Source organism: Streptococcus parasanguinis CC87K (assembly GCF_000507765.1).
Taxonomy (GTDB): Bacteria; Bacillota; Bacilli; order Lactobacillales; family Streptococcaceae; genus Streptococcus; species Streptococcus parasanguinis_J.
Genome location: NZ_KI669401.1, coordinates 1 through 22,283, shown reverse-complemented (window position 1 = coordinate 22,283; position 22,283 = coordinate 1). Strand labels below are relative to the sequence as shown.

At 42.0% G+C, this 22,283-nt stretch carries 24 protein-coding genes and 1 tRNA gene; 3 read left to right on the top strand and 22 right to left on the bottom strand.

Features of this window, described 5'->3' with window-relative positions; all coding sequences use genetic code 11:
- Positions 1 to 20: 20 nt before the first annotated feature.
- The 10 genes from HMPREF1195_RS00125 to HMPREF1195_RS00080 all read right to left on the bottom strand — a co-directional run bounded on the left by HMPREF1195_RS00125 (position 21) and on the right by HMPREF1195_RS00080 (position 7,311).
- Complete coding sequence (locus HMPREF1195_RS00125; protein ID WP_003005873.1) at positions 21 to 737, bottom strand: YebC/PmpR family DNA-binding transcriptional regulator; 717 nt, start codon at positions 735 to 737, stop codon at positions 21 to 23.
- A 120-nt stretch (positions 738 to 857) separates the two neighbouring features.
- Positions 858 to 1,955, bottom strand: a complete 1,098-nt coding sequence (locus HMPREF1195_RS00120; RefSeq protein ID WP_023917403.1) for a nucleotidyltransferase — start codon at positions 1,953 to 1,955, stop codon at positions 858 to 860.
- A 6-nt stretch (positions 1,956 to 1,961) separates the two neighbouring features.
- Entirely contained in the window at positions 1,962 to 2,702 is a 741-nt protein-coding gene (locus HMPREF1195_RS00115; protein ID WP_329601245.1) for a class I SAM-dependent DNA methyltransferase, read from the bottom strand.
- A gap of 322 nt (positions 2,703 to 3,024) precedes the next feature.
- Positions 3,025 to 3,378, bottom strand: a complete 354-nt coding sequence (gene rsfS, locus HMPREF1195_RS00110; protein WP_023917399.1) for a ribosome silencing factor — start codon at positions 3,376 to 3,378, stop codon at positions 3,025 to 3,027.
- Between the two features lie 14 nt (positions 3,379 to 3,392).
- Positions 3,393 to 3,893, bottom strand: coding sequence for a cysteine hydrolase family protein (locus HMPREF1195_RS00105; protein ID WP_023917398.1), 501 nt, complete (start codon positions 3,891 to 3,893; stop codon positions 3,393 to 3,395).
- The gene (gene yqeK, locus HMPREF1195_RS00100; RefSeq protein WP_023917396.1) at positions 3,894 to 4,490 is read right to left on the bottom strand and encodes a bis(5'-nucleosyl)-tetraphosphatase (symmetrical) YqeK; all 597 of its coding nucleotides are present in this window, start codon (positions 4,488 to 4,490) and stop codon (positions 3,894 to 3,896) included.
- Positions 4,487 to 5,119 (bottom strand): nicotinate-nucleotide adenylyltransferase, encoded by a 633-nt coding sequence (locus HMPREF1195_RS00095; protein ID WP_023917394.1) that lies wholly within the window; start codon positions 5,117 to 5,119, stop codon positions 4,487 to 4,489. The genes yqeK and HMPREF1195_RS00095 overlap by 4 nt, the downstream gene beginning before the upstream one ends.
- 21 nt (positions 5,120 to 5,140) lie before the next feature.
- Entirely contained in the window at positions 5,141 to 5,452 is a 312-nt protein-coding gene (yhbY, locus tag HMPREF1195_RS00090) for a ribosome assembly RNA-binding protein YhbY (protein WP_003005853.1), read from the bottom strand.
- A 222-nt stretch (positions 5,453 to 5,674) separates the two neighbouring features.
- The gene (gene yqeH, locus HMPREF1195_RS00085; RefSeq protein WP_023917392.1) at positions 5,675 to 6,781 is read right to left on the bottom strand and encodes a ribosome biogenesis GTPase YqeH; all 1,107 of its coding nucleotides are present in this window, start codon (positions 6,779 to 6,781) and stop codon (positions 5,675 to 5,677) included.
- Between the two features lie 2 nt (positions 6,782 to 6,783).
- On the bottom strand, positions 6,784 to 7,311 hold the full coding sequence (locus tag HMPREF1195_RS00080; RefSeq protein WP_155246332.1) for a YqeG family HAD IIIA-type phosphatase: 528 nt from the start codon (positions 7,309 to 7,311) through the stop codon (positions 6,784 to 6,786).
- 182 nt (positions 7,312 to 7,493) lie between these two features.
- Between HMPREF1195_RS00080 and HMPREF1195_RS00075 the strand changes: the two genes are divergently transcribed.
- Complete coding sequence (locus HMPREF1195_RS00075) at positions 7,494 to 8,108, top strand: TVP38/TMEM64 family protein (protein WP_023917388.1); 615 nt, start codon at positions 7,494 to 7,496, stop codon at positions 8,106 to 8,108.
- Positions 8,109 to 8,176: 68 nt separating this feature from the next.
- On the opposite strand, the gene HMPREF1195_RS00070 is transcribed toward HMPREF1195_RS00075, so the two are convergent.
- The 11 genes from HMPREF1195_RS00070 to rlmD all read right to left on the bottom strand — a co-directional run bounded on the left by HMPREF1195_RS00070 (position 8,177) and on the right by rlmD (position 20,654).
- Complete coding sequence (locus HMPREF1195_RS00070) at positions 8,177 to 9,751, bottom strand: hypothetical protein (protein WP_023917386.1); 1,575 nt, start codon at positions 9,749 to 9,751, stop codon at positions 8,177 to 8,179.
- A 77-nt stretch (positions 9,752 to 9,828) separates the two neighbouring features.
- Entirely contained in the window at positions 9,829 to 11,049 is a 1,221-nt protein-coding gene (gene dcm, locus HMPREF1195_RS00065) for a DNA cytosine methyltransferase (RefSeq protein ID WP_023917385.1), read from the bottom strand.
- Positions 11,046 to 12,893: a DUF6119 family protein gene (locus HMPREF1195_RS10540; protein ID WP_023917383.1), complete on the bottom strand. Its 1,848-nt coding sequence runs from the start codon at positions 12,891 to 12,893 to the stop codon at positions 11,046 to 11,048. Before HMPREF1195_RS10540 ends, dcm begins: the two co-directional genes overlap by 4 nt.
- 71 nt (positions 12,894 to 12,964) lie before the next feature.
- Positions 12,965 to 15,616 (bottom strand): valine--tRNA ligase, encoded by a 2,652-nt coding sequence (locus HMPREF1195_RS00055; RefSeq protein ID WP_023917381.1) that lies wholly within the window; start codon positions 15,614 to 15,616, stop codon positions 12,965 to 12,967.
- A 28-nt stretch (positions 15,617 to 15,644) separates the two neighbouring features.
- Positions 15,645 to 16,214, bottom strand: coding sequence for a GNAT family N-acetyltransferase (locus tag HMPREF1195_RS00050; RefSeq protein WP_023917379.1), 570 nt, complete (start codon positions 16,212 to 16,214; stop codon positions 15,645 to 15,647).
- Between the two features lie 257 nt (positions 16,215 to 16,471).
- On the bottom strand, positions 16,472 to 16,819 hold the full coding sequence (locus HMPREF1195_RS00045) for a helix-hairpin-helix domain-containing protein (protein WP_003011968.1): 348 nt from the start codon (positions 16,817 to 16,819) through the stop codon (positions 16,472 to 16,474).
- Between the two features lie 180 nt (positions 16,820 to 16,999).
- Complete coding sequence (locus HMPREF1195_RS00040) at positions 17,000 to 17,254, bottom strand: DUF1912 family protein (protein ID WP_013903179.1); 255 nt, start codon at positions 17,252 to 17,254, stop codon at positions 17,000 to 17,002.
- A 2-nt stretch (positions 17,255 to 17,256) separates the two neighbouring features.
- Complete coding sequence (locus HMPREF1195_RS00035; protein ID WP_023917377.1) at positions 17,257 to 18,603, bottom strand: DUF438 domain-containing protein; 1,347 nt, start codon at positions 18,601 to 18,603, stop codon at positions 17,257 to 17,259.
- Positions 18,600 to 18,836, bottom strand: a complete 237-nt coding sequence (locus HMPREF1195_RS00030) for a DUF1858 domain-containing protein (RefSeq protein ID WP_003014300.1) — start codon at positions 18,834 to 18,836, stop codon at positions 18,600 to 18,602. The genes HMPREF1195_RS00035 and HMPREF1195_RS00030 overlap by 4 nt, the downstream gene beginning before the upstream one ends.
- 17 nt (positions 18,837 to 18,853) lie before the next feature.
- On the bottom strand, positions 18,854 to 19,291 hold the full coding sequence (locus tag HMPREF1195_RS00025) for a cytidine deaminase family protein (protein WP_023917375.1): 438 nt from the start codon (positions 19,289 to 19,291) through the stop codon (positions 18,854 to 18,856).
- A 10-nt stretch (positions 19,292 to 19,301) separates the two neighbouring features.
- On the bottom strand, positions 19,302 to 20,654 hold the full coding sequence (gene rlmD, locus HMPREF1195_RS00020) for a 23S rRNA (uracil(1939)-C(5))-methyltransferase RlmD (protein WP_023917373.1): 1,353 nt from the start codon (positions 20,652 to 20,654) through the stop codon (positions 19,302 to 19,304).
- Between the two features lie 37 nt (positions 20,655 to 20,691).
- Here rlmD and recX point away from each other — a divergent pair, with 37 nt between their 5' ends.
- Together recX and ntdP are read left to right on the top strand one after the other, a co-directional pair.
- The gene (recX, locus tag HMPREF1195_RS00015) at positions 20,692 to 21,474 is read left to right on the top strand and encodes a recombination regulator RecX (RefSeq protein ID WP_023917371.1); all 783 of its coding nucleotides are present in this window, start codon (positions 20,692 to 20,694) and stop codon (positions 21,472 to 21,474) included.
- Between the two features lie 95 nt (positions 21,475 to 21,569).
- Positions 21,570 to 22,103 carry a nucleoside tri-diphosphate phosphatase gene (gene ntdP / locus HMPREF1195_RS00010; protein ID WP_003005798.1) on the top strand — a complete coding sequence of 178 codons (534 nt, stop codon included), beginning with the start codon at positions 21,570 to 21,572 and terminating at the stop codon, positions 22,101 to 22,103.
- Between the two features lie 97 nt (positions 22,104 to 22,200).
- Here ntdP and HMPREF1195_RS00005 read toward each other — a convergent pair.
- Positions 22,201 to 22,274: transfer RNA gene (locus HMPREF1195_RS00005), tRNA-Pro, on the bottom strand.
- Positions 22,275 to 22,283: the final 9 nt, after the last annotated feature.

Sequence of the window (22,283 nt, the reverse complement as noted above, 5' to 3'; positions counted from 1 at the left end):
ACTACAGTTCTTATGAGTGATTAGAATCCATCTACGTTTGTGTAGATTTTTTGTACGTCTTCGTCATCTTCAAGAACGCTGTAAAGTTTTTCAAATGTTTCCAAATCTTCACCTGACAACTCAACTTCTGATTGAGGAATCATTTCCAATTCTGTTACTTGGAATTCTTCGACACCTGATTCACGCAAAGCAACGATTGCTTTGTGAAGATCAGTTGGAGCAGTGTAGACTGTGATCGTTCCTTCTTCTGCTTCGACATCATCTACATCCACATCTGCTTCAAGCAAAAGCTCAAAAATGGCATCGGCATCATCACCAGCAAAGACGATAACACCTTTGTTGTCAAAGAGGTAAGATACAGAACCTGAAGCTCCCATGTTCCCACCGTTTTTACCAAAAGCAGCACGGACATTGGCAGCTGTACGGTTAACGTTTGAAGTCAAAGTATCAACGATCAACATCGAACCATTTGGTCCAAATCCTTCGTAACGTCCTTCTGTAAAGGTTTCGTCAGTGTTTCCTTTTGCCTTATCGATCGCTTTATCAATCACGTGTTTTGGCACTTGCGCTTGTTTCGCACGGTCAATAACGAATCTCAAAGCAGTATTTAGTTCTGGATCTGGTTCACCCTTTTTAGCAGCTACATAGATCTCCACACCAAATTTGGCATATACTTTTGAGTTGGCACCATCTTTGGCAGTTTTTTTGGCAACAATATTGGCCCATTTACGTCCCATGAGGATTCTCCTTAAATTTTTTCAAATTATTTTCAATCTTTTATATTATATCACAAATCACAAGACTTGGAAGAGTTTTTTGCGTATCCTTCCAATTGGAGTTGCTCGGCTATTCACCCTTTATTGATCTTCCACTCTCACGGGCACTCGACCCCAGATCTGTTCTGGCAATTGGGGATGGCCTAGCTGATACACCTGATCGGCTTGCTGGGTCAAGTCATCCCAAGGTTCCTTACCGATTCGAGTCACGATTTCTACTGATTTTTTCAAGCCTTTGAGGTGAGCTTGTCCCTTTGCGGAAAATCCTAAGACATGAATGGCATCGGGAAGAGCTTGATCCATCGCCCCTACCAAGATGTAGGTCAAGATGCGGCGCACGCGCGCCTTGGTATAGCGCTTGGTTGCGACTTTCTCCACCAGGTCTTCCACAGAGCTAGCACTTCGAACCGCATCCTTTATCCGATTGGCCAGTTCCTCATTGACCTGAAAAATCTGTGTCAAATCCGGACGGGTTAGGATTTGATAACGGAGCAGTTGGTCATAATTCTCCCAAGATACCTGTGGAGCCGACTGAAAGAGTTGGCTATTAGGCATGAATCTAGCGACAAAGTCCTGATCTTCCTTGTGCAGGCGTAGACTAGTGGCAGAAGCATAATCCACCTCTTTTTCTTCTGAATGGTAGCCTGCTCCTTGCCGTTGGATAGCCTTGAGCGCAATCCTCTTCCCAGCACAAGCCTTGGCATAGGCCAAGCCCAGGATATGGTTGGGAGTATCTCCTGTAAACTCCACTCCAGCAATGGTTTCCCACATTTTTTGGGTCTTTTGTGGATAGGATAAATCTTCTGGAAGACTTCGCAGGAAAGCTTCCATTTCTGCTTCTTTCTCCGAATAAACAGTCGCAATCGCTTGGTAATCTAAGACCGCTTCTGTCCCAAAGGTCAATTGGTCGATTCCTAGACGGGACAAGATTTCTACCGCTCCCTTGGCAAAATGATCAGCCGACTGAACAGCCACAAGAAAGGGGAGCTCGACCACCAGATCCGCTCCATTTTCCAAAGCCATCTGCGCGCGAATCCATTTGTCTACAATGGCAGGTTCGCCACGTTGAACAAAATTCCCAGACATGGCCACAATCTTCAGCCCCTCTGCCTGTTCCAGCAGGTACTTGTGACCATTGTGAAAGGGATTAAATTCTGCAATAATACCTGTAACTGTCATGATGTCCTACTTCTGTGCTACAAAAAACCAACGTTTGCTGGTCTTTGTTGGCTCCTTATCTTCAAAATCAGCGTACAATTTGAAAGATTTAAAGCCAGCCTGCTCCAATAAGATGTCATAGGTTAAAACTTCATAGGTGCGTTCCTCATGAACTTCATCGTGCCGACTAAAGGAGCCATCCTCTTCTTGGACAAAGAAGGTCAGCTCATGGACGATCGAGTGAGGGGCCGCATCCTCATAGGTATCCCAGAGCATGGCAAAGTCTTCTGCGTTTTCGTGGTAAGAATATCCTGGGAAGACCTCATCTGTCTGGTAGGTCGAATGGACATCAAAAATAAAGACTCCGCCTTCATTGAGGGCATTGTAGACTTCTCTGAAGACATCCCCTACTTCTACCTCGTCTTGCATATAGCAGATAGAATCCGAGTAGCAGGTCACGAAATCATAAGTGCCTGCTTGCGAAAGGTCCAGCATATTGCCCTCGATAAAATCAATCTTCTGCTTGGCTGAAGCAGCTCTTTTTTCAGCAATTTTCAGCATGTCCGCACTCAGGTCTAATCCTGTCACATCAAAACCAGCTTGGGAAAAGCGGACAGACTGGATCCCTGTCCCACAAGCCAATTCCAGTAATTTTTTCTTATCTTTTGTCTTTGGGAGATACCGGAGAGAAAAATCCGTCCATAAGTCATACAGACTGTCATCCATGACCGCATCATAGACCGCCGCAAACGTTTCATAAGTCGCCATATTCATGATACCAAGTCCGCCCATAATCCGATAGAAAATTAGGAGCACGACGATGGAGCTAAGCTCCAAGGAGAGCTATCTATTTTCCGAGGATTACAGGACGGGTTCAAATCCTTTCTAAGATACAAAGAGCCTTAAAAGCAAAGAGAAAATAGGAAACTTTCTGCCGTATCCTCAGATACAAAGGAAGTTACTCTTTTTCTCACAGCTTTTAGCTCGTGTTAAATTAAGAAAACAACCAAACACGAGGCCCCATCCTTTCTTTCCATAGAATTTCAATTTAACCAACAAAACTCAGTTGCTGCCAACTGAGTTTACCTGCTTATGCTAAGGCTGCTGAAAGATCGACAGCACTTGCTTCGTGCCATAGCTTTTCTAGGTTATAGTGGGCACGCATTTCCTGTGAGAAGACATGGACCACCACACCACCTAAGTCAAGAAGGACCCAACCTCCAGCTGAATCACCTTCGACGTGACTGGCATTGCCACCAGCTTCAACGACCTTCTCGCGAATATTTTCAGCGATCGCCTCCAATTGGCGGCTGTTCATAGAGCTTGCGATGACAAAGTAGTCTGTCACGCTGGTCAAGCTTTGAACATCCAAAGCCACAATGTCTTCTGCACGCTTTTCATCTGCTGCTTTGACAACTAATTCAAGTAGTTCTTTTTCTTTCATGTAATCCTCTTTCCTTAAAAAATTGATTTGTAATCTAAGACATCCGCAAAACGTTCTGCCCAAATATTTTCATAAAATTCATTAAGCGTTTCTGCCGGAATATCCTCTCCATCAAAGGTTGTGACAGCTCCTTCTGGAATGACCAGCTTGTAGCCGTATTCAAACCCCACTTTGACGGATGTATCGACACAATATTCTGTCTGCATACCACACAGGACCAGTTGTTCAATCCCTTGTTGATCCAAGTATTCTTTTAATCCTGTCTCTTTAAATATGCTATTGTATCGCTTCTGAAACACCTTCTCATCTGCCTGCCTCTTCAACAGGGGCGATAATTGCCAATCTTCCGAGGTAAAAGCCTCTGGCGTTTCAATATGCTGCATGTAGATGATTTCAATCTGCTGTTTTCTAGCCTGCTCTTGCAAATAAGCGATCTTCTCTAAGAGCTTTTCTGTCTCAAAGCCTGTTTCAACTAGGATATTTTGTACATCAATAATGATAAAAGCTGTCTTCACTCACTGCTCCTCTTTCAAATACTTCACAAAGACGTTATAGGTTTCAAGTGTTTGGGGATAAATGGGCAATCCTTGGTGGGCTAGGTGTTCGACCGTGCGAGCCGTCTCATAGGCCACGGCACGATCCAAAGAAACTTGAGCGATATCACGTGCTTGCTCTACCCCTGGAAAGGCCCGGTTGTGCTCAATGTAATCAGCCACATAGACAATCTTGTCTAAGGTTGACATCTGATCACTCCCCACGGTGTGAATCTCAATACTGCGAAGAATGGCTGGATCTGTCAGTCCGAGGTCTTCTTGGATCTTGTAAATCCCGACCATCCCATGCCAGACATTGTTACCCCAGTTTTTTAATGCTGGATCCAGCTCATAGCGATCGATCAAGTCCAGAAATTCCTGATCCGATAATTTCTTGGCGTAGTCATGTAACAAACCTGCTAGGCCAGCCTGCTCTTCGTCAGCCCCATAGCGTTTGGCCAAGTCACGCGCAGCCTTCTCAACCCCTAAACAGTGAGTAAGCCGCTTTTCTGGCAGGATTTGGCGCATTTTTTCAAGCAAGACCTCACGAGAAAAGCCTAGATAGTTTTCATAGGTCATTGATACAATCCTTCTTTCTTGATGTAGTCCAAGACTGGTTTTGGCAACATAAAATTCGGCGTCCGATCCTTGGCTACAAAATCACGCACCATACTAGAGGAGATGTCCATGAGAGGAACATCCACCCAGATCACCGGATAAGAAGTCCCTGCCTTATAGCGTGGTCGCTGTACCCCGACAAATTGCACAATCTCCACCAATTCATCGATGCGGTGCCATTTTGGTAAATAATCCACCATATCTGCACCAATGATGAAGTAATAATCTGTGTCTGGATCCCGTTCATTGAGCAAGAGCATGGTGTCGTAGGTATAGGAAATCCCTTTCCGCTCGAGTTCAATCGTCTCGATCTCCAGACCTTCAATGCCTTCAATGGCTAATTCCAGCATCTTAAGGCGATGGTGCTCTGCAATCGTCCCCTTGGCATCGACATGCGGTGGCTCATACTCAGGCATCAAGAGCACCTTATCTAATCCTAATTGTTGGCGCACTTGATCCGCAACGACCAAATGGGCATTGTGGACCGGATTGAAATTTCCACCCAAAATACCAACTTGTTTGCGTTTCTTGTCTTTGATCTCTGGCTCTAACTCTACCTTGGTAAAGGGAGTCAATAGTTCAATTGCCATAGGTTTGCTCTCCTCGATGTCCTAAATTTCTTTTACCTTCGCTGAAATTTTACGATTTTCTTTTTTGCTCGATTGTTTAAACAAGATGAGAATCCGACCAATCTTTTGGACCGTTTCCACACCGATTTCCTCTTCCAAGATTTCGGCTACTTCATGGATATTCTCATCCGTATTTTGAAGAAGGGTCACTTTGATCAGTTCGCGCGCATCAAGCGCTTGGCGCACACTGGTTTTGATTTGGTCATTGAGCCCATTCTTCCCGATTTGGATAATGGGCTTGAGGCTGTGGGCTTGGCTGTTGAGGAAAGCCCGTTGTTTGGATGTTAATGTCATATTCTTACTTCCTTTTTTTGATCGTTATTTTCAGTGGTGGGGACGGCCGGAACTAATTTTTCAAAGATCTCATCTTTGAAAAATGGATTTCCTCACCTCAAAATGGAGCCTTGGTCTCCATTTTGCCCTTGCCAATCTCACGATTGACAACTACACCACAGCAATAACGATCTCTTTATGAGCTCACTTCGTGCGCTCTTCAATTCATTCTATTACAAATTTTTAAATAATAGCTTTGCGGGTAACGACGGCGACGCCTTCTGGCGCCCAGACGGCTACTTTGGCTTCTCCATTGACGCGGATCCAGCCGAGTCCTGAGATGACCAGGTCTGTCTTGTCCTTGATGGTAAACTCATGAGAAACCAAGGATGGGAACTCTTCTTTTTCCTTGCTGTTAGGTGGAGTTAGTAAGCCACCGACATGCTTTTCATAAAAGGCCGTCGCTCCTTCTAGCTTGGTTCGGTGAAGCTTGAGTTCGTTGTCAAAGAAGGCAGTGAAACCTTGCTTTTCTCCCTTGATAAAGTCAAAACGTCCCAAGCCACCCAAGAAAAGGGTTTGCTCTGGATTGAGCTGATAAGTCTTGGGCTTGATTTCCTTTTTAGGGCTGACATACTTGAGATTTTTTGCTGTCAAGTAATGAGCCATCTGGTGGCGATGGATAATCCCTGGTGTATCATAGATGTAGGACCCATCGTCCAATGGAATTTCGATCTTGTCCAGTGTCGTTCCTGGGAAGCGAGAAGTCGTGATGATATCCTTATCCCCAGTGATTTCTTGGATAATCGCATTGATGAGGGTCGATTTCCCAACGTTAGTCACCCCCACCACATAGACATCACGTCCCTTGCGGTACTGCTCAATCTTTTCCATCAAGTCCTTGATCGCACTCTTGTTTTGAGCAGAGGTGAGGACCACATCGACAGGACGCATCCCTTCTTCGTGGGCCCGCTCCATCAACCAATGGGTCACCTTGCTATCCTTGACAGACTTAGGCAAGATGTCTTTTTTGTTCCCGACCAAGAGGACATCATTTCCTGCTACAAAGCGCGGTAAGCCAGGAATGACAGATCCATTAAAGTCAAAAATATCGACTACATTGACCACGAGAGCGTCGCTATCTCCTACCTCGTGTAGCAATTTCAGGAAATCATCATCTGTCAGATGCACATCAGTGATTTCATTGTAGTGACGCAGACGGAAACAGCGTTGGCAATAGACTTCGCCTGTTTCCAAGCCCTTTTCAAGAGCTGATTGGGGAGTATAGCCTAGTCCCTCTTTGTTTTCTGTCTGAATGGGGGCTCCACAGCCAATACAGAATAATTCTTCCATTCTTAAATTCCTTTTTTGTATACAATCGGACCATATTTTTCGGCCATTTGCTTCATGACACGACGTTCACGCGCCCGGTTGATCTGGGTCTTGATAGAGTCATGCTCGACCAAAGGCTTGACCAAAATCGAACGAATACCCGCCCGATGAGCTGCTCGAATGTCGGTCATCAATTGATCACCCACCATGACCACTTCATTTTTCTCATAGTGGAAACGTTTGAGGGCCCGATCAATCCCAAAAGTAAAGGGCTTGAGCGACCAGGCTTCATAGTCAATATCAAATTGCTCAACAGCGCGCTTGACCCGTTTGGGACTATTATTAGACACCACGATAACCCGAATCCCTCCATCACGAAGGTCATGCAACCACTGGCGCATTTCAGGAGTCCCATCCGGATTATTCCAAGCAATCAAGGTATTATCCAAATCCACAAGGACCGCCTTGATACCCTGTTTTTTCAAGTCTGTAACGGTGAGATCATAGGCTGCTTCTACCGCAAAATCTGGTTTGTAATTTTCGATTGACACGTTTTTCTCCATTTTTTATACTCCTTTCATTGTAGCATAAAAAGACCCATTTTGCACTCGCTTCACGACTAAAACAACGACAGACTCCTATCAGGTCAATTTCACTGCTCAAAAAATAGACAAAATCCTTACAAAGTTCCAAAAACATGATATAGTAGAAGAAAAAGAACTCGGAATTTTTTATGAAACAAACAAGCTTAAAAGAGGTCTCTCCTCTTCTCCAGCGCATCATTAATTGGTCGTCCATCATTGGAGCTCTTGGGACCTTGGCCTTTTGTATCTGGGCCTACTTTTCTGGAATCCTTCAATCCAAAGAAACCTTGTCAGCTTTTATTCTCCAAGCTGGAATTTTCGGACCACCTCTCTTTATCTTTCTTCAGATCCTCCAGACAGTGGTGCCTATTATTCCTGGCGCTCTGACATCTGTCGCTGGTGTCTTTATCTATGGCCACATCATCGGGACCATCTACAATTACATTGGCATTGTGATTGGCTGTGCCATTATCTTCCACCTCGCGAGAATGTACGGACCTAAGTTCGTCCAATCCATGGTCAGTCAGAAGACTTATGACAAGTACATTGGCTGGCTCAATGAAGGCAAGCGATTCGATCGCTTCTTTATCTTCATGATGATCTGGCCAGTTAGTCCTGCCGACTTCATCTGTATGCTGGCAGGTCTGACTAAGATGACCTTCAAACGCTACATGACCATCATCATCCTCTGCAAACCCATCACCCTGGTCATCTACACCTACGGCCTTACCTATATCATTGATTATTTCTGGAAAATGGTCTAAAGCATGACACCACCCCCTAAAGACTAGGAGGTGGTGTTTTTGTAGTTCTATGAATAGTTTATTACTCTCTATTTCACAACCCAACCAATCGCGTCTGCAGGAGGATTGTCCACATCGATCCAGATGAAATCAATGCCGATTTCACCGTTTTTGAATTTAGTAAGACGGATACCATTGATTTCTAACTGAGATAATTTCTTACCCGTTAAGATCTCTCTGTCTTTTAACTGAAAGACCCCACGAAGAATCCAATTTCCAAGGATTTCTTGCTTATCAGTTGATTGAATGGCCTTCCCAGCTTCTTGGTTGATATAGGCCGTAATCACATCACCTGATGATAAAAATCGTAGCTTAAAGGTCCGTTCTTCTTTTGGGAGTACAAGTTTACTTGTACCTGGCTCAAACCTTCCAATATCTTTACCAAAAAAGTCCGGACGCTCCTCATGAAAATGTTTGGAGTCTGGAAGAGGAATATACACTTCACTGACTGGACGATACACCAGCTGTTCAATTTCTTTGATTAGTTTTTCATTCCCCGTCTCGTGTACAAAACGAATCAAGTCCTCGCGAATAGCCTTCATCTGGGCTTTTTCTTCCTTGGTAGACCACTTTTTCAAGAGAATTTCTTCTAAAGAGAAGGTCACAAAAGCTAGTTCTTCTGGAGCGAGGCTATCTTTAAATTTGTCCTGAATCTTTAAAATCCGTGGCAAGCGCTCCTTCTTGGCCAACTTTGATCCACCATTAAAAGCATTAAAGCCAGAATTTTCTTCTACATTTCCACGCTTATCTGTGATCACCCACGACACCGTCTCAAGAATCTCCGAATCACTTTTTTCTGAGGTCAATAAGTGAAGGTGTTCAAAGAGATAAAAGGGATCTTCGACATAATTCACATCCCAAGTATCAACCACAATCTCCTTATTCCTAAAGGTCATATGGAGCTGACTATCTGCGGCCGTGTACTTGTAGTCATGCTGGCCGTCCGTAAAACGGAAATTTGTCGGATTGTTCTTAGTCGTTGAGCCTAGAATTTTGAGATTATCTAGGTCAACCGGCAGATAAGTCGTCTCTCCTACATGGATCTGAGGCTTGTGTCCTTTCGAAGTCGGCATCAAGACATGATAGACGGCTTCCACATGACTAGCATCAGAATGAAATCCCTTAATGAGAGCTTTTGAGGATTCAATCCGTTGATTTCGTAAAGACGCAATCTCCCTAGCCAGTATTTCATAGCGAGCACGATTTTCTTTATCAGCCGTTTCCTTGTCTGGTGAAATCTCAGCATGAAATTGAATTTCACTCAACAGCTCGTTCCAATACTGTGAATTTTTCTTGAACTGAGCAATCTTTTGATCTCCTGAGTCCATACCAAAGGATTTAATCCCAACCAAATACTTATGTTGCTCATCAACGACAACTGAAGCATCATAAGAGGTATTGGCAATATCCTCACCAACCGCATGAAAAGCCTTTTGGAAAACAGTCTCTTGGAATTTTGAATTGACTATCGGAGCAACATAGCTCTCACGATCATCAGAATCTTCACCTTCTGCTTTTTGAGAAAAGGCCTCACTCAGACTAGCAAAGTTGGTAATGAGAGTCTTGTATTTCTCTTTCTGTTCTTGTTTTAGGTGTTCCCACATCATTCAATCCTCACTTCTTATTTAAGTATATCAAAAGAAGACTAGATTTTCACTAGTCCTCTTACTTATATAATTCGTTAAATAATGCTATAAAATTCAAAATTTCCACGTTTTTTTACCAATCTGAAATAATCTTCATCTGATAAAATGGCAAGACCATCCTCATAAGAGGCAACCTTCTTCTCTGCTTCCTCATAAGTGGAGACAAAATCTTTCACATAAGACTGTCCCTCAAACTGGCCATTCATCTTGGTATAGATAATGGCGAATTTTCCTGAGCGACCCAGTTGAGACGGCCCATTGCTCTCATTAAGAGCAAAAGCAATCCGCTCTGCAATGCGTTTAATCACAGGCACAACCACACTATTTCCAGCTTGTTTGTAGAGTTGACCATTGGAAACACCCTCAGGCAACTTGAAGGTCTTTGGATAACCTTGTACATTGAAGGTTTCCTTCGGTGTTAACTTACGAATCTCCCCACTATCGGTCAGGATCAGAGGAACATTGTGCCCACCTGTTCCCATATTGGCTGTTAAGGTTGGAACAACGCCATTTTTATTTTCACGGACATATTGACGACGCCACTGGTAGACCGTATCTTGACTGGTCACATTAGCCTTGAGGTCAGCGTAGAAATTCTGCTTGCCTTCTCGATAATAGTAGGCCTCATCTGGCTTGGCACCAAAATCAATAACATCACTCAAAGTCGTTGCCAGCTTGATTTCCTCTGGGAATTCAAACAAGTCATAGGCTTCCTTGGTATCAAAGCCGACAATGTAAATCCGCTCACGATTTTGTGGGATATTCCCATAGTCTTTCCCGTTGAGAACTTTCCACTTGATGAAGTAGTTGTTCTCCGTCAAGGCTTCACGAATAACCTTGAAGGTATTGCCATGGTCATGGCCGACCATGTTCTTGACGTTTTCGATGAAGATAGCACGAGGTTTACATCCCTCAATCATGCGAAGCATTTCGAAGAAAAGATCACCACGATCATCATCAAAGCCCTTACGGTAGCCCGCAATACTAAAGGCTTGGCAAGGAAAACCTCCCATAATCACATCCACGCGCTCAGATGGAATGTCCTCTGGCTGAACAGCGTGAATATCACGACTATCCAAATGCGTATTTGGATAATTTAAACGATAAGTCTGACGCGCATACTTATCAAATTCATTGGCATACACCACTCTGAACTCGTTGGTCTGTTCAAATCCCAACTCAATTCCCCCAACACCTGAGAAGAAGGCTGCAATGTTGTACTTCTCAGAGCGGTTCGAACTTACAGAATTTGTCATGTAGTAACCTGCTTTCTATATTTTCTATTTCTACTTGCATAATTAGTTTGTAGATTACCATTGTTTACAAATTTTTCAAGATATTTATTTTTAAATGTATTATTTGTGCCAATCTTATTTTCCATAAGAAAATCTTTCAGTGATTCAAATAATTCGCTACTTGTTTTCTCGTGGTCACCTAATGCCTCTAAAACTCTGTCTAATACTTGTTCTTCTTTTTTATTATATACTGGTACTTTTTGCTCAATAAATAAAAGACAACATCTAACACCCATATTTGATAAATTATCATAGTGTTGAGACAAATTAATCATTGAAAAGAATGGAAGTATTTCACTTGCTTTTTTTGTAAACCTTTTATCTATTACTCCATATATAACTTCAATCTCATCATCTGGTTTGAAATAACCTTCTTCAAACAATTTATTGATTTCATTAATAAATAATATCTCATTTTTATATAACTGAGCAGATACAACTCCTTGAGCAAATAAATGGCTTAGATTTGCAGAAGATCCACCTTTTTTCACGTGAATAAATTGTTTTTCTCTTGTTATAATATCAGCAGGCTCAATTCTACTATGTCCATAATCCGGTGAGTGAAAGTTTTTCTTATCAAATAGCTTAAAGCGATCAGGAGCAGATGCTACAAATTTTTCATTAAATTCCCCTTCACTCCATTTTATCTCACAGCTAGGAATTACAGGGTCACTGAATATTTTTATACTATCAATTTTATTTGTAATTTTCGAATAATAGGATGATTCTATTCTAAACCAATCACCATTATTTAAAAAAAACTTTTTATTATCGTGTTCAATTTCTATAAATAAAGAATCATAAATACTCGATACTTTCTGTGCAGAATCATTTGTCCAACAATATAAGGAACAATTTTTTAATTTATCTAATATTATTTTATCTTCTATCTTTTCAGAAAGAAACTCCCAAAACTGATCTGAAGGGATATCGTCATAAAAATTTTCCTTAAGTTTATGACTACTATTCATACCTGATATAAAATAACCTTCTATGTCGAGATAAGAAATGATTTTATTAGGTGCAATAACCGGATTATCTAAAGAATCATTTTTTATATGATCAATCAACTCTTTATTTAAAGAAGCAATAATTTTGCTATCTCTAACTGTCTGAATATGGTCTATCCATTCCAAACCTTTTTCTTTATAGCTATCACTCTTATATGCATTTAATATGTCCTTCAATAATTCTGATAAACTTACATCTGATTTAGCAGAAAACCGAAGATTATCCGCTCCACTCATTGAAGAAAAATTACTACTAGAAGGAGCTTTACCAGAAATAGATTTTAAAATATCTGCATTGGTATTAACCTGTAAGTCAGAATGAGATACATAGCTAAGAGCTTGTCTCTGTATGTCTATATAGTCACTGGAAATATTTAATGAGTTTAAACTCTTTATATTGCTTTCTTCAATAAGATTGATGGCTGTTCTCAATCCAAAATTCTTAACTATATATCTATCATCTAACATAGTCCTTCCATAACCATATACTAGACTAAATATATATTCTTTCTTTTCATCACTTTTCTCAAACTTAAGCATCAAGACAGCTTTATTAGATTTATTTTTGTATAAATCCCCTTCCAAGTCATCCTTAGTATATAAATTTAGGGTATCTAACCACTCTACTGTATTTTCTTCCGTAGAAGCAATATATATCCTTCCTTCTTTGAAATTATTATGTTTTTCTACATCCAGCTTATGAAACTGGCTCCCCTTAAAGTCATCTTTTAAGCACTCATCAAAATCATTTGTATTATGTAAAAGCAAATTATAATTTTCAGTATTCTTAGCCATAAATATTTCCTCAAAAATCTATTTCACTTTATTATACCAAAAAAACACAGCATTCCGCCGTGTTTCTGTGTTTATTTCACCAACTTCTTCATCTCATCAATACGTGCTACGGTCGCATCGTATTTCGCTTGGTAGTCGGCTTGTTTATCGCGTTCTTTTTGGACGACTTCTGGTTTGGCATTGGCTACGAAGCGTTCGTTAGAGAGTTTCTTACCTACCATATCCAGTTCTTTTTGCCATTTAGCCAGTTCCTTGTCGAGACGAGCCAATTCTTCTTCGACATTGAGGAGGTCAGCGAGTGGCAAGTAGATTTCTGCTCCTGTGATGACGCTTGACATAGCAAGTTCAGGTGCAGGGATGTTTGAGGCGATTTCCAAGTGTTCTGGATTTGTGAAGCGTTTGATGTAGTTGACATTGCTGTTAAAGAAAGTTTCCAAGTCGCTATCACTGGTTTTAACAAGAATTGTGATAGGCTTGCTTGGTGCTACGTTTACTTCCGCACGCGCATTACGAACAGCACGGATCAAGTCTTTAAGGCTTTCTACACCAGTGTGAGCAGCGAGGTCTTCAAAGGCTGGGTTAACAGTTGGGTATTCCGCTGTAACGATAGAGCCTTCTGAGATTTGTCCAAAGATTTCCTCTGTAACGAAAGGCATGATTGGGTGAAGGAGACGAAGGATCTTGTCCAAAGTATAAAGGAGAACAGAACGTGTGATGACTTTCTCTTCTTCGTTATCACTATAAAGGACTTCCTTGGTCAACTCAACGTACCAGTCCGCAAACTCGTCCCAGATGAAGTTGTAGAGGATGTGTCCAGCCACACCAAACTCAAACTTGTCAAAGTTTTCAGTGACTTTTCCGATCGTTTCATTGAGGTTGTGGAGAATCCAGCGATCTGTGACGTTTCCAGCTTCCTTGTTAACAACTTTTTCCACATTAGCAGTTGCTTGTTCAAGGGTCAAACCTTCATTGTTCATGAGGATGTAGCGAGAGATGTTCCAGATCTTGTTAATGAAGTTCCATGAAGCATCCATTTTCTCGTAAGAGAAGCGGACGTCTTGACCTGGTGCAGAACCGTTTGAAAGGAACCAACGAAGGGCATCGGCACCATATTTCTCGATAACATCCATTGGGTCAATCCCGTTACCGAGAGATTTAGACATCTTGCGTCCTTGCTCGTCACGAATGAGACCGTGGATAAGAACGTTTTGGAATGGCTGGCGTCCTGTGAATTCCAATGATTGGAAGATCATACGAGACACCCAGAAGAAGATGATATCGTAACCTGTTACCAAGGTTGAAGTTGGGAAGTAACGTTTGAAATCTTCTGAATCGACATCAGGCCAGCCCATGGTAGAGAATGGCCAAAGGGCAGAACTGAACCAAGTATCCAAGACGTCTTCGTCCTGAGTCCAACCATCACCTTCAGGAGCTTCTTCACCGACGTACATTTCTCCCTCAGCATTATACCAAGCAGGGATTTGGTGCCCCCACCAGAGCTGACGTGAGATGACCCAGTCGTGGACATTTTCCATCCATTGGAGGAAGGTATCGTTGAAACGAGGTGGGTAGAATTCTACCTTGTCGTCTGTTTCTTGATTGGCAATAGCGTTCTTAGCCAATTGGTCCATCTTGACGAACCATTGCGTTGACAAGCGTGGTTCAACCACAACACCTGTACGTTCTGAGTGACCAACACTGTGGACACGTTTTTCGATTTTAACGAGGGCACCGATTTCTTCCAACTTAGCAACGACTGCCTTACGAGCTTCGAAACGGTCCATGCCTGCAAATTCGAAGGCCAAGTCGTTCATGGTTCCGTCGTCGTTCATGACGTTGACTTGTGGCAAGTTGTGACGTTGACCAACCAAGAAGTCATTTGGATCGTGGGCAGGCGTGATTTTCACGACACCAGTACCAAACTCAGGATCTGCGTGCTCATCCCCAACGATTGGGATGAGTTTATTAGCGATAGGAAGGATGACGTTTTGACCAATCAAATCCCTGTAGCGGGGATCTTCTGGATTGACCGCAACGGCAACGTCCCCAAACATGGTCTCAGGACGAGTTGTCGCCACTTCAAGGGCGCGTGAGCCGTCTTCTAGCATGTAGTTCATGTGGTAGAAGGCACCTTCGACGTCCTTGTGGATCACTTCGATATCAGAAAGGGCTGTGCGAGCTGCTGGGTCCCAGTTGATGATAAACTCACCACGGTAGATCCAGCCTTTCTTGTAAAGGTCCACAAAGACCTTGCGAACGGCTTTTGACAAACCTTCGTCAAGAGTGAAACGCTCACGAGAGTAGTCTACAGAGAGCCCCATCTTGCCCCATTGTTCCTTGATGGTAGTGGCATATTCGTCTTTCCATTCCCAGACTTTGTCGAGGAATTTCTCACGACCCAGGTCATAACGCGTAATGCCCTCATCACGCAAGCGCTCCTCAACCTTAGCCTGAGTGGCAATCCCAGCATGGTCCATCCCTGGAAGCCAAAGCGTATCAAAACCTTGCATGCGTTTTTGACGGATGATGATATCCTGTAAGGTTGTATCCCAAGCGTGACCAAGGTGGAGTTTCCCAGTTACGTTTGGAGGTGGAATCACGATTGAATAAGGCTTCGCCTTTTGATCGCCTGAAGGCTTGAAAACATCCGCGTCAAGCCATTTTTGGTAACGACCAGCCTCAACCTCGGCTGGATTGTATTTAGGTGAAAGTTCTTTAGACATGTGTGTGTCCTTTCTAGTTATTTCTATTTTAATGTTGGCTTTGAGCTTCCCACTCACTCTTTAGCAAGCCATATCTCAAATCATCACAGCGATTGCCTTGGGCATCTTTGCGATCCCTTATGCGAGCTTCAAGGGTGAAACCAAGCTTCTCGGCGACTCGTTGACTTTGAAGGTTGTAACCAAAGCAAGACAATTCAATCTTGTGTAGGTTCAATTCTTTAAAAGCTAAATCAATCAAGGCACGCGCTGCTTCTGGAACATAACCTCGACCCCAATAGTCTGGGTGCAAGGTATAGCCAATCTCCAGCACATCGTCTTCGTGGCGATGGTTGAAGTCAACAGAGCCAATGATGGTATCGGTTCCTTTAACGATAATTCCGTAGCCTGCTGGGAGATTATCCTTTTGATTACGCTCGGGAAGGATATGTTCTAGGTAATAAATCTCATCTTCCAAGGTCTTGACGGGTGGAAAGCCTGCTGGGTAAGAGACTTCTAGACAACTGGCATAGTCAAAGATATCCTCAGCATCCGCCACTGTTCGGACTCGCAAGACCAGTCGCTCCGTTTCGATTTTTTCTGGAAGTTCAGCTCTTGTCATTCTTCTCCCTCGCATTCTACAAAAAATCGTCCCTGTCATTAATCTGACAGGGACGAATGTGTTGATCCGCGGTACCACCCAATTTCGGGCAATGCCCGCAACTTTACTTATTTCATTTTCATCCATTAGCAACCAGTTTTGACACATTTGTGGACTTCTCAGCACCGCCACTTTCTGTAAAATGTGGGACTCAAAACACCTCTAACAGGTTCATTTTAGCAAGTTTTCCTGGAAATAGCAAGAAATCATAAAAGCGATTATTTAAATTTAACGCCTAGTTCTTTCAATTTCTTGATTGTAGCTGGACCGATTCCTTTCAAAGCAAGGAGTTCTTTTTCTGTCCAGTTTGCGAAGTCCGCAACAGAGCGAATACCTTCATCATAGAATGTTTGCGCACGATCAAGTGCCACACCTTCCAAACTTGCAGCAAATTCTTCCACTGAAGAAGCTGCTTGTTTCACTTCTTTCGCCACTGCTTTTGTAGCTTTCTCAACCTTTTTAGGTGCTTCTTTCACAGCTGCAGTTACAGTTGCGACAGCTTTTTTCAAAAGATGTCTATTTTGATGTTTGTATTGTTTCGCACGGTTTACGTTCTTCTTTGCCATTTTTCCTCCTAAATTCAGTGATCAATTCCTAAGGCAACAAGGTTTCATCACTATCATTCCATTCAAAAATCCGTTGATGTCATTTCAACTTTTTTATTGTATCACAATCCCCTAAAAAATCAAGTCATTGCTCAATTTTCAGGTAAATCTAGCTAGTTAAACGCCTTCAATAAGGTATTTTTAATATTTTCTTTCACCAAAGAGGCCATCTGGTAAATCATGAAATCCTTTTCCAGCATGGAAATTTTCAAACTTCCCTTGCAAGAACTGATAAGCATCCAAACGGCTTTCATAGCGAATCATCGCGATTTTAGCTCGCTCATCCTGGTCTTCATCAAAAACCTTCTTACTCTCTTCGAGAGCCATTTCATTGATCATGACCTGGGTCTTGATCCACTCCTCAAACTCCTTCATAAACTCTGTTTCGTAACTCATCTTTACTCCATTCCTCTATAAAAATCCGTATCGATCTCCCGATAAGGTTGAATGTCCTGAACATATTCCAAGACACCTTGAAAGTCTCCAGCTTCATCACGCACTGCTGCATAGGTGACATGGACAAATTTCCCACGCGATTCTGATTTGAACCACATTTCATACTTGTCTTTTTTCCCTTCACGAAGCCCTTGCATGATGGCTTTGACCTTATCCAAATATTTCGGTGGGTGACACAGCTCAACATTGCGTCCTACCTGCGATGGCGTCCTCTTAAAAATCATTTCCTCAAAAGGCGCAGCATCATTGTAATATTGGAAAATATCATCCTTATTGACAAAGGTGATCTCCATTGGTAACTGGTTCAAGATTAAATTCGCTTGCTCCACTGACAAATAGCCATTACCAAACGGTTGAGGTTGCTTGCGATCGAAGCTCTCTTCTTTTTTCTTAGGCGTGAAAGTAATCGTCAACTGCCCCTCAGGAGTCTCAATGACCTGACGGTGCTCATCGCCTTTTAAAGAAGGAATCGATTCAGTTGAACCTTCTGACTCTTCAGACGCTTCCTCCTTGAAGTCCACGCGTTTCGGCACCCATTTCTCACTTGGGAGAATAATGGCATAACCATAAGCATCACTTTCTTCTGCAATGGAGAGCCAGTCATCCTGGGTAAAGGCCTCCAGCAAAATCATCAAGAGGATCGACTCTTCCTTGAAGATCATGCCCTCAAACTCTTGCGCAAAGGCTTCAAAGAGCTCTTTGACTTCTAAGATACTAGAATCCGGTAATTTCTTGGCCGCATCCAAAACTTTCGCAAAGAGTTCCCGAATCTGGTCATCCACTCCCCACATCACTTTTGGCGGGGAATCATGCCCATATTTTTCCATAATCGGAAACATCAACTCTTCCTTACGACGGTAATGCCGGTCAAATTGACCCACCAAGCCCAGCTGACGTAACAAGCCCTTATGAATCTCCTGAATCATCTCAGGATCCTCAGTCGTCTCATAATTATCTAGCAAGCGGCGTACCCGCATCATAGCTGCACGAAGGGCTAAGTTCTCCTGTTTAAAGATTTGAACCGGATGACCTGGATGGTCGGTATCTGCTACTTCGACCCCTTGAACAGCATTCTTAAAGAGATTGGCATGGACATCACAAAGCTCCATCACATCTTCAAAAGTAACACCTGCATCTGAATTCATTAGTTCATGCTCCATAAGAGAGATCTCAATCGCAGAAACCCCTGCAAAGGTCGCATCAAAGCGCTCCTGAACAGACTCAGGAGAAGCTCCATGATGAAGCTCTAATAAGATATCTCTTAAGACGTGAATTCGTTCATCACTCATTGGTCTAGCCCCACTACTTCATAGCCATTAGCCTCTAGTGTTCTCACAATCTTCTCCATAGGAGTACCTTCTAATTTTGATCCTTGTTTCAAGGAAACCTTGCGCCCAACTGTATTGCGCATGATCGGATTGGCTAAGGGTTTAAAGCCCAACTCCACCAACAAATCCAATACTTCCGGATGTTGATCAATAACTTGAGCAACTGGAATTGATACATCAATAACATTGTCCATTTATTTATTTCCTCTACTTATTCCCTTTTTTCTCTCTGACGAGCCCGTTCTTCGCCCCACCAAAGAGGCATCAATTCACCTAAAGTAATGGTCTTGCGGCTCTCATAATCCACCATAAATTCTAGATGACGATTCTCTGCATTTAGCTCAAGGAGAAATTCACGACAGGCTCCACAAGGCATCCCTGAGCCTTCTCCATAAGGAGGCTTGTCTCGAAAAGCAATAATGCGCTTGACCTTGGTCTGGCCTGATTGTTGATACATGTTGAAGAGTGCTGCTCGTTCGGCACATAAATGAAAGACGCCACAGGTTCCTTCCATACAAAAGCCCGTAAAAATCTGACCATCTGCAGCCTCAACAGCAGCAACCACATGTCGAGCATAGACAAAATCTGAAACCTCTTGAGGCGCATAAAGAGCTTTCGCCTCAAGATAAAGTTTTTCCCAAATATCCATTCTTCTTCTTTCACTTCTTCACTAATTTCACAACTGCTTCTGTCCGTGCAGTATGGGGAAACATATCCACTGATTGAATGTATTCAACCTGATAAACCTTCGTCAAAGCTACTAGATCCCGTGCCAAAGTAGAGACATTACAAGAGACATAGACCATCTTTTCAGGTGCATACTGCAACAAGGTCTCGATTAATTTTGTACCCAAGCCCGTACGAGGTGGATCCACGATCACAGCATTAGCCCGATAGCCTTCTTGGTACCAGCGAGGAATGATCTCTTCGGCTGTACCAGCCTCATAGTGGGTATTCTCAAATCCCATCCGTTTAGCATTGTATTTGGCATCTTCAATCGCTTCAGGAATGATATCCATCCCCCGAACACTTTTCACTCTATTAGCAAAAGCAAACCCAATCGTTCCAACCCCACAGTAGGCATCAATTAGATGATCCTCTGAAGAAACATCTAGAGCCTTGACCGCCTCACTATACAATACTTCAGTTTGTTCCGGATTCAACTGGTAAAAGGCTCGAGGAGATAGGGAGAATTCATAATCCAAAACACCTTCCAAAATGGCCTCTTCTCCCCAAATAATCTGCGTTTGTTCACCATAAATCTCACTGGAACGAGACGTATTTTTGTTAACAGCAACTGTGACAATCTCAGGGTGTTTCGTGACCAAGTCTTGCACCAAATTGTTTAGATTAACCTGACGACTAGTGACCACAATGATCTGAACTTGACCAGACTTCCGCGCCCGTCGAACCATCATGGTTCTGACACCCAGTTCTTTACGCTCATCAGCAATCGGAATCTGATAATAGGTCAATAAATCCGTTAGATCGTTGGCGATAGCTTGAATAACCGGGTCTTGAACCAAACAATCCTTTAATTCCACCAAATAATGTGAATTTTGAGCATAGAGGCCCGCCTTCACCTGGCCCTTGAATTTCCTAGTTTGAAATTGCAATTTTGCACGATAGTAAAGAGGCTCCTGCATTCCGATTGTCGGCCGAATATCATACTGTTCAAATCCTTCAGGTGAGAACTTCTTCAAGGCCTGTTGTAATAAATCTGTCTTAAACTCCAGCTGCTTATCATACTTCAAATGCATGATTTGACAGCCACCACAGGTCTCATAGATATCACACATGGGCGTCACACGAAACTTAGACGCCTTATTCACAGATAGGAGTTTGGCTTCCGCAAAATTTTTCTTGACACTTGTAATTTGACAGAAGATATCTTCTCCCTTCAAAGCGCCTGGCACAAAGACAAGTGTTTTTTTATAAAAGCCAATCCCTTCTCCGTTAATTCCCATTCGTTTAATTTTCAAAGGAATTTTTTGTTTTACTTTAACGTTCATATCCCTATCTTAACACATTTTTCGGTATAATAAAAACATGAAAATTACAAAACTAGAAAAGAAAAAAAGACTCTACCTCCTGGAATTAGACAATGATCAAAAACTTTATATTACAGAAGACACCATCGTCAAATATTTCCTTTCCAAAGATAAAGAAATTAGTGAAGAAGAACTAAAGGAAATCCAAGAGTTTGCTCAATACTCCTATGGTAAAAACCTGGCCCTTTACCATCTTTCTTTTAAAGCTCGGACAACAAAAGAAGTCAGAGACTACCTGACAAAGTATGAGATTGAAAGTGGCATTATTGATAAAGTGGTCCAACACCTAAAAGAAGACAAGTGGTTAGATGATCGTCAATATGCAAGAAACATGATAGAGGCCAACCTTCTCAGTGGCGATAAGGGCCCTCTCTTATTACAACAAAAAATTCAACAAAAAGGGGTCCCAAAATCTATCCTTCAAGAAATTCTTGCAGACTATGATTTTTCAGAAGTGATCGACCGTACCGCAATAAAACTCCTAAAAAAATACCAAGGAAAATATCCGTTAAAAGCCATTGAAACGAAAATCATCCAAGCACTCATTTCAAAAGGTTTTGCTTACAATCAAGCAAAGATAGCATTCCAAAATCTCGAGCTCGAAACAGATGAAGAAACAACCAATGAGCTCATTCTAAAAGAGTTAGAAAAACAATACCGTAAATACAGTAAAAAATATGAAGGCTATGACCTCAAACAACGCTTGACTCAGGCACTAGCCAGAAAAGGCTACGACTATAGTGATATAACGTCAGCCATAAGAGAATACTTAGATTCATAAACCAAATTGAAAATTAAATAGAAAAATAAGAAAAAATTTGAAAAAATATGATACAATATAGAGGATATACTTAGATTGTAGAAAGTTGGTAAGTTATGAAACTACCTAAAGAAGGCGACTTTATTACAATTCAAAGTTATAAACATGATGGCAGTTTACACCGAACATGGCGTGACACCATGGTATTAAAGATAACCGAAAATGCAATTATTGGAGTAAATGATCATACACTAGTTACTGAAAGTGATGGTAGACGTTGGATTACACGTGAACCAGCGATCGTATATTTCCATAAAAAATATTGGTTTAACATCATCGCCATGATCCGTGACAATGGTGTGTCTTACTACTGTAACCTAGCAAGTCCTTTTCACATTGACCAAGAAGCCTTAAAATATATCGACTATGATCTCGATGTCAAAGTCTTTACCAATGGTGAAAAAAAATTGTTAGATGTTGAAGAATATGAACAGCATAAAGAAAAAATGCACTATTCAGATGACATCGACTTTATTTTAAAGGAAAATGTTAAGGTTCTAGTAGATTGGATAAACCAAAACAAAGGACCCTTTTCTGAGGAATATATCAAAATTTGGTATAACCGTTATGTTGAACTGCGAAATAAATAAAGTTGGAAAGAGCGCAAGCTCTTTTTTCTTGTAAATTAATAAAAAAATAACTACAAAAAAAGTCTAATGACAACCATTAGACTTTTTCGATACACTATCGGGAAGACAGGATTCGAACCTGCGACACCTTGGTCCCAAACCAAGTACTCTACCAAGCTGAGCTACTTCCCGATCTAAAGC

What these genes read in the sequence shown, in the direction of transcription:
- HMPREF1195_RS00125 (WP_003005873.1), bottom strand. Translation starts at nt 737, where the DNA reads ATGGGACGTAAATGGGCCAATATTGTTGCCAAAAAAACTGCCAAAGAT.
- HMPREF1195_RS00120 (WP_023917403.1), bottom strand. Translation starts at nt 1,955, where the DNA reads ATGACAGTTACAGGTATTATTGCAGAATTTAATCCCTTTCACAATGGT.
- HMPREF1195_RS00115 (WP_329601245.1), bottom strand. Translation starts at nt 2,702, where the DNA reads ATGGCGACTTATGAAACGTTTGCGGCGGTCTATGATGCGGTCATGGAT.
- rsfS (WP_023917399.1), bottom strand. Translation starts at nt 3,378, where the DNA reads ATGAAAGAAAAAGAACTACTTGAATTAGTTGTCAAAGCAGCAGATGAA.
- yqeK (WP_023917396.1), bottom strand. Translation starts at nt 4,490, where the DNA reads ATGACCTATGAAAACTATCTAGGCTTTTCTCGTGAGGTCTTGCTTGAA.
- HMPREF1195_RS00095 (WP_023917394.1), bottom strand. Translation starts at nt 5,119, where the DNA reads ATGGCAATTGAACTATTGACTCCCTTTACCAAGGTAGAGTTAGAGCCA.
- yhbY (WP_003005853.1), bottom strand. Translation starts at nt 5,452, where the DNA reads ATGACATTAACATCCAAACAACGGGCTTTCCTCAACAGCCAAGCCCAC.
- yqeH (WP_023917392.1), bottom strand. Translation starts at nt 6,781, where the DNA reads ATGGAAGAATTATTCTGTATTGGCTGTGGAGCCCCCATTCAGACAGAA.
- HMPREF1195_RS00075 (WP_023917388.1), top strand. Translation starts at nt 7,494, where the DNA reads ATGAAACAAACAAGCTTAAAAGAGGTCTCTCCTCTTCTCCAGCGCATC.
- HMPREF1195_RS00070 (WP_023917386.1), bottom strand. Translation starts at nt 9,751, where the DNA reads ATGTGGGAACACCTAAAACAAGAACAGAAAGAGAAATACAAGACTCTC.
- dcm (WP_023917385.1), bottom strand. Translation starts at nt 11,049, where the DNA reads ATGACAAATTCTGTAAGTTCGAACCGCTCTGAGAAGTACAACATTGCA.
- HMPREF1195_RS10540 (WP_023917383.1), bottom strand. Translation starts at nt 12,893, where the DNA reads ATGGCTAAGAATACTGAAAATTATAATTTGCTTTTACATAATACAAAT.
- HMPREF1195_RS00055 (WP_023917381.1), bottom strand. Translation starts at nt 15,616, where the DNA reads ATGTCTAAAGAACTTTCACCTAAATACAATCCAGCCGAGGTTGAGGCT.
- HMPREF1195_RS00050 (WP_023917379.1), bottom strand. Translation starts at nt 16,214, where the DNA reads ATGACAAGAGCTGAACTTCCAGAAAAAATCGAAACGGAGCGACTGGTC.
- HMPREF1195_RS00045 (WP_003011968.1), bottom strand. Translation starts at nt 16,819, where the DNA reads ATGGCAAAGAAGAACGTAAACCGTGCGAAACAATACAAACATCAAAAT.
- HMPREF1195_RS00040 (WP_013903179.1), bottom strand. Translation starts at nt 17,254, where the DNA reads ATGAGTTACGAAACAGAGTTTATGAAGGAGTTTGAGGAGTGGATCAAG.
- HMPREF1195_RS00035 (WP_023917377.1), bottom strand. Translation starts at nt 18,603, where the DNA reads ATGAGTGATGAACGAATTCACGTCTTAAGAGATATCTTATTAGAGCTT.
- HMPREF1195_RS00030 (WP_003014300.1), bottom strand. Translation starts at nt 18,836, where the DNA reads ATGGACAATGTTATTGATGTATCAATTCCAGTTGCTCAAGTTATTGAT.
- HMPREF1195_RS00025 (WP_023917375.1), bottom strand. Translation starts at nt 19,291, where the DNA reads ATGGATATTTGGGAAAAACTTTATCTTGAGGCGAAAGCTCTTTATGCG.
- rlmD (WP_023917373.1), bottom strand. Translation starts at nt 20,654, where the DNA reads ATGAACGTTAAAGTAAAACAAAAAATTCCTTTGAAAATTAAACGAATG.
- recX (WP_023917371.1), top strand. Translation starts at nt 20,692, where the DNA reads ATGAAAATTACAAAACTAGAAAAGAAAAAAAGACTCTACCTCCTGGAA.
- ntdP (WP_003005798.1), top strand. Translation starts at nt 21,570, where the DNA reads ATGAAACTACCTAAAGAAGGCGACTTTATTACAATTCAAAGTTATAAA.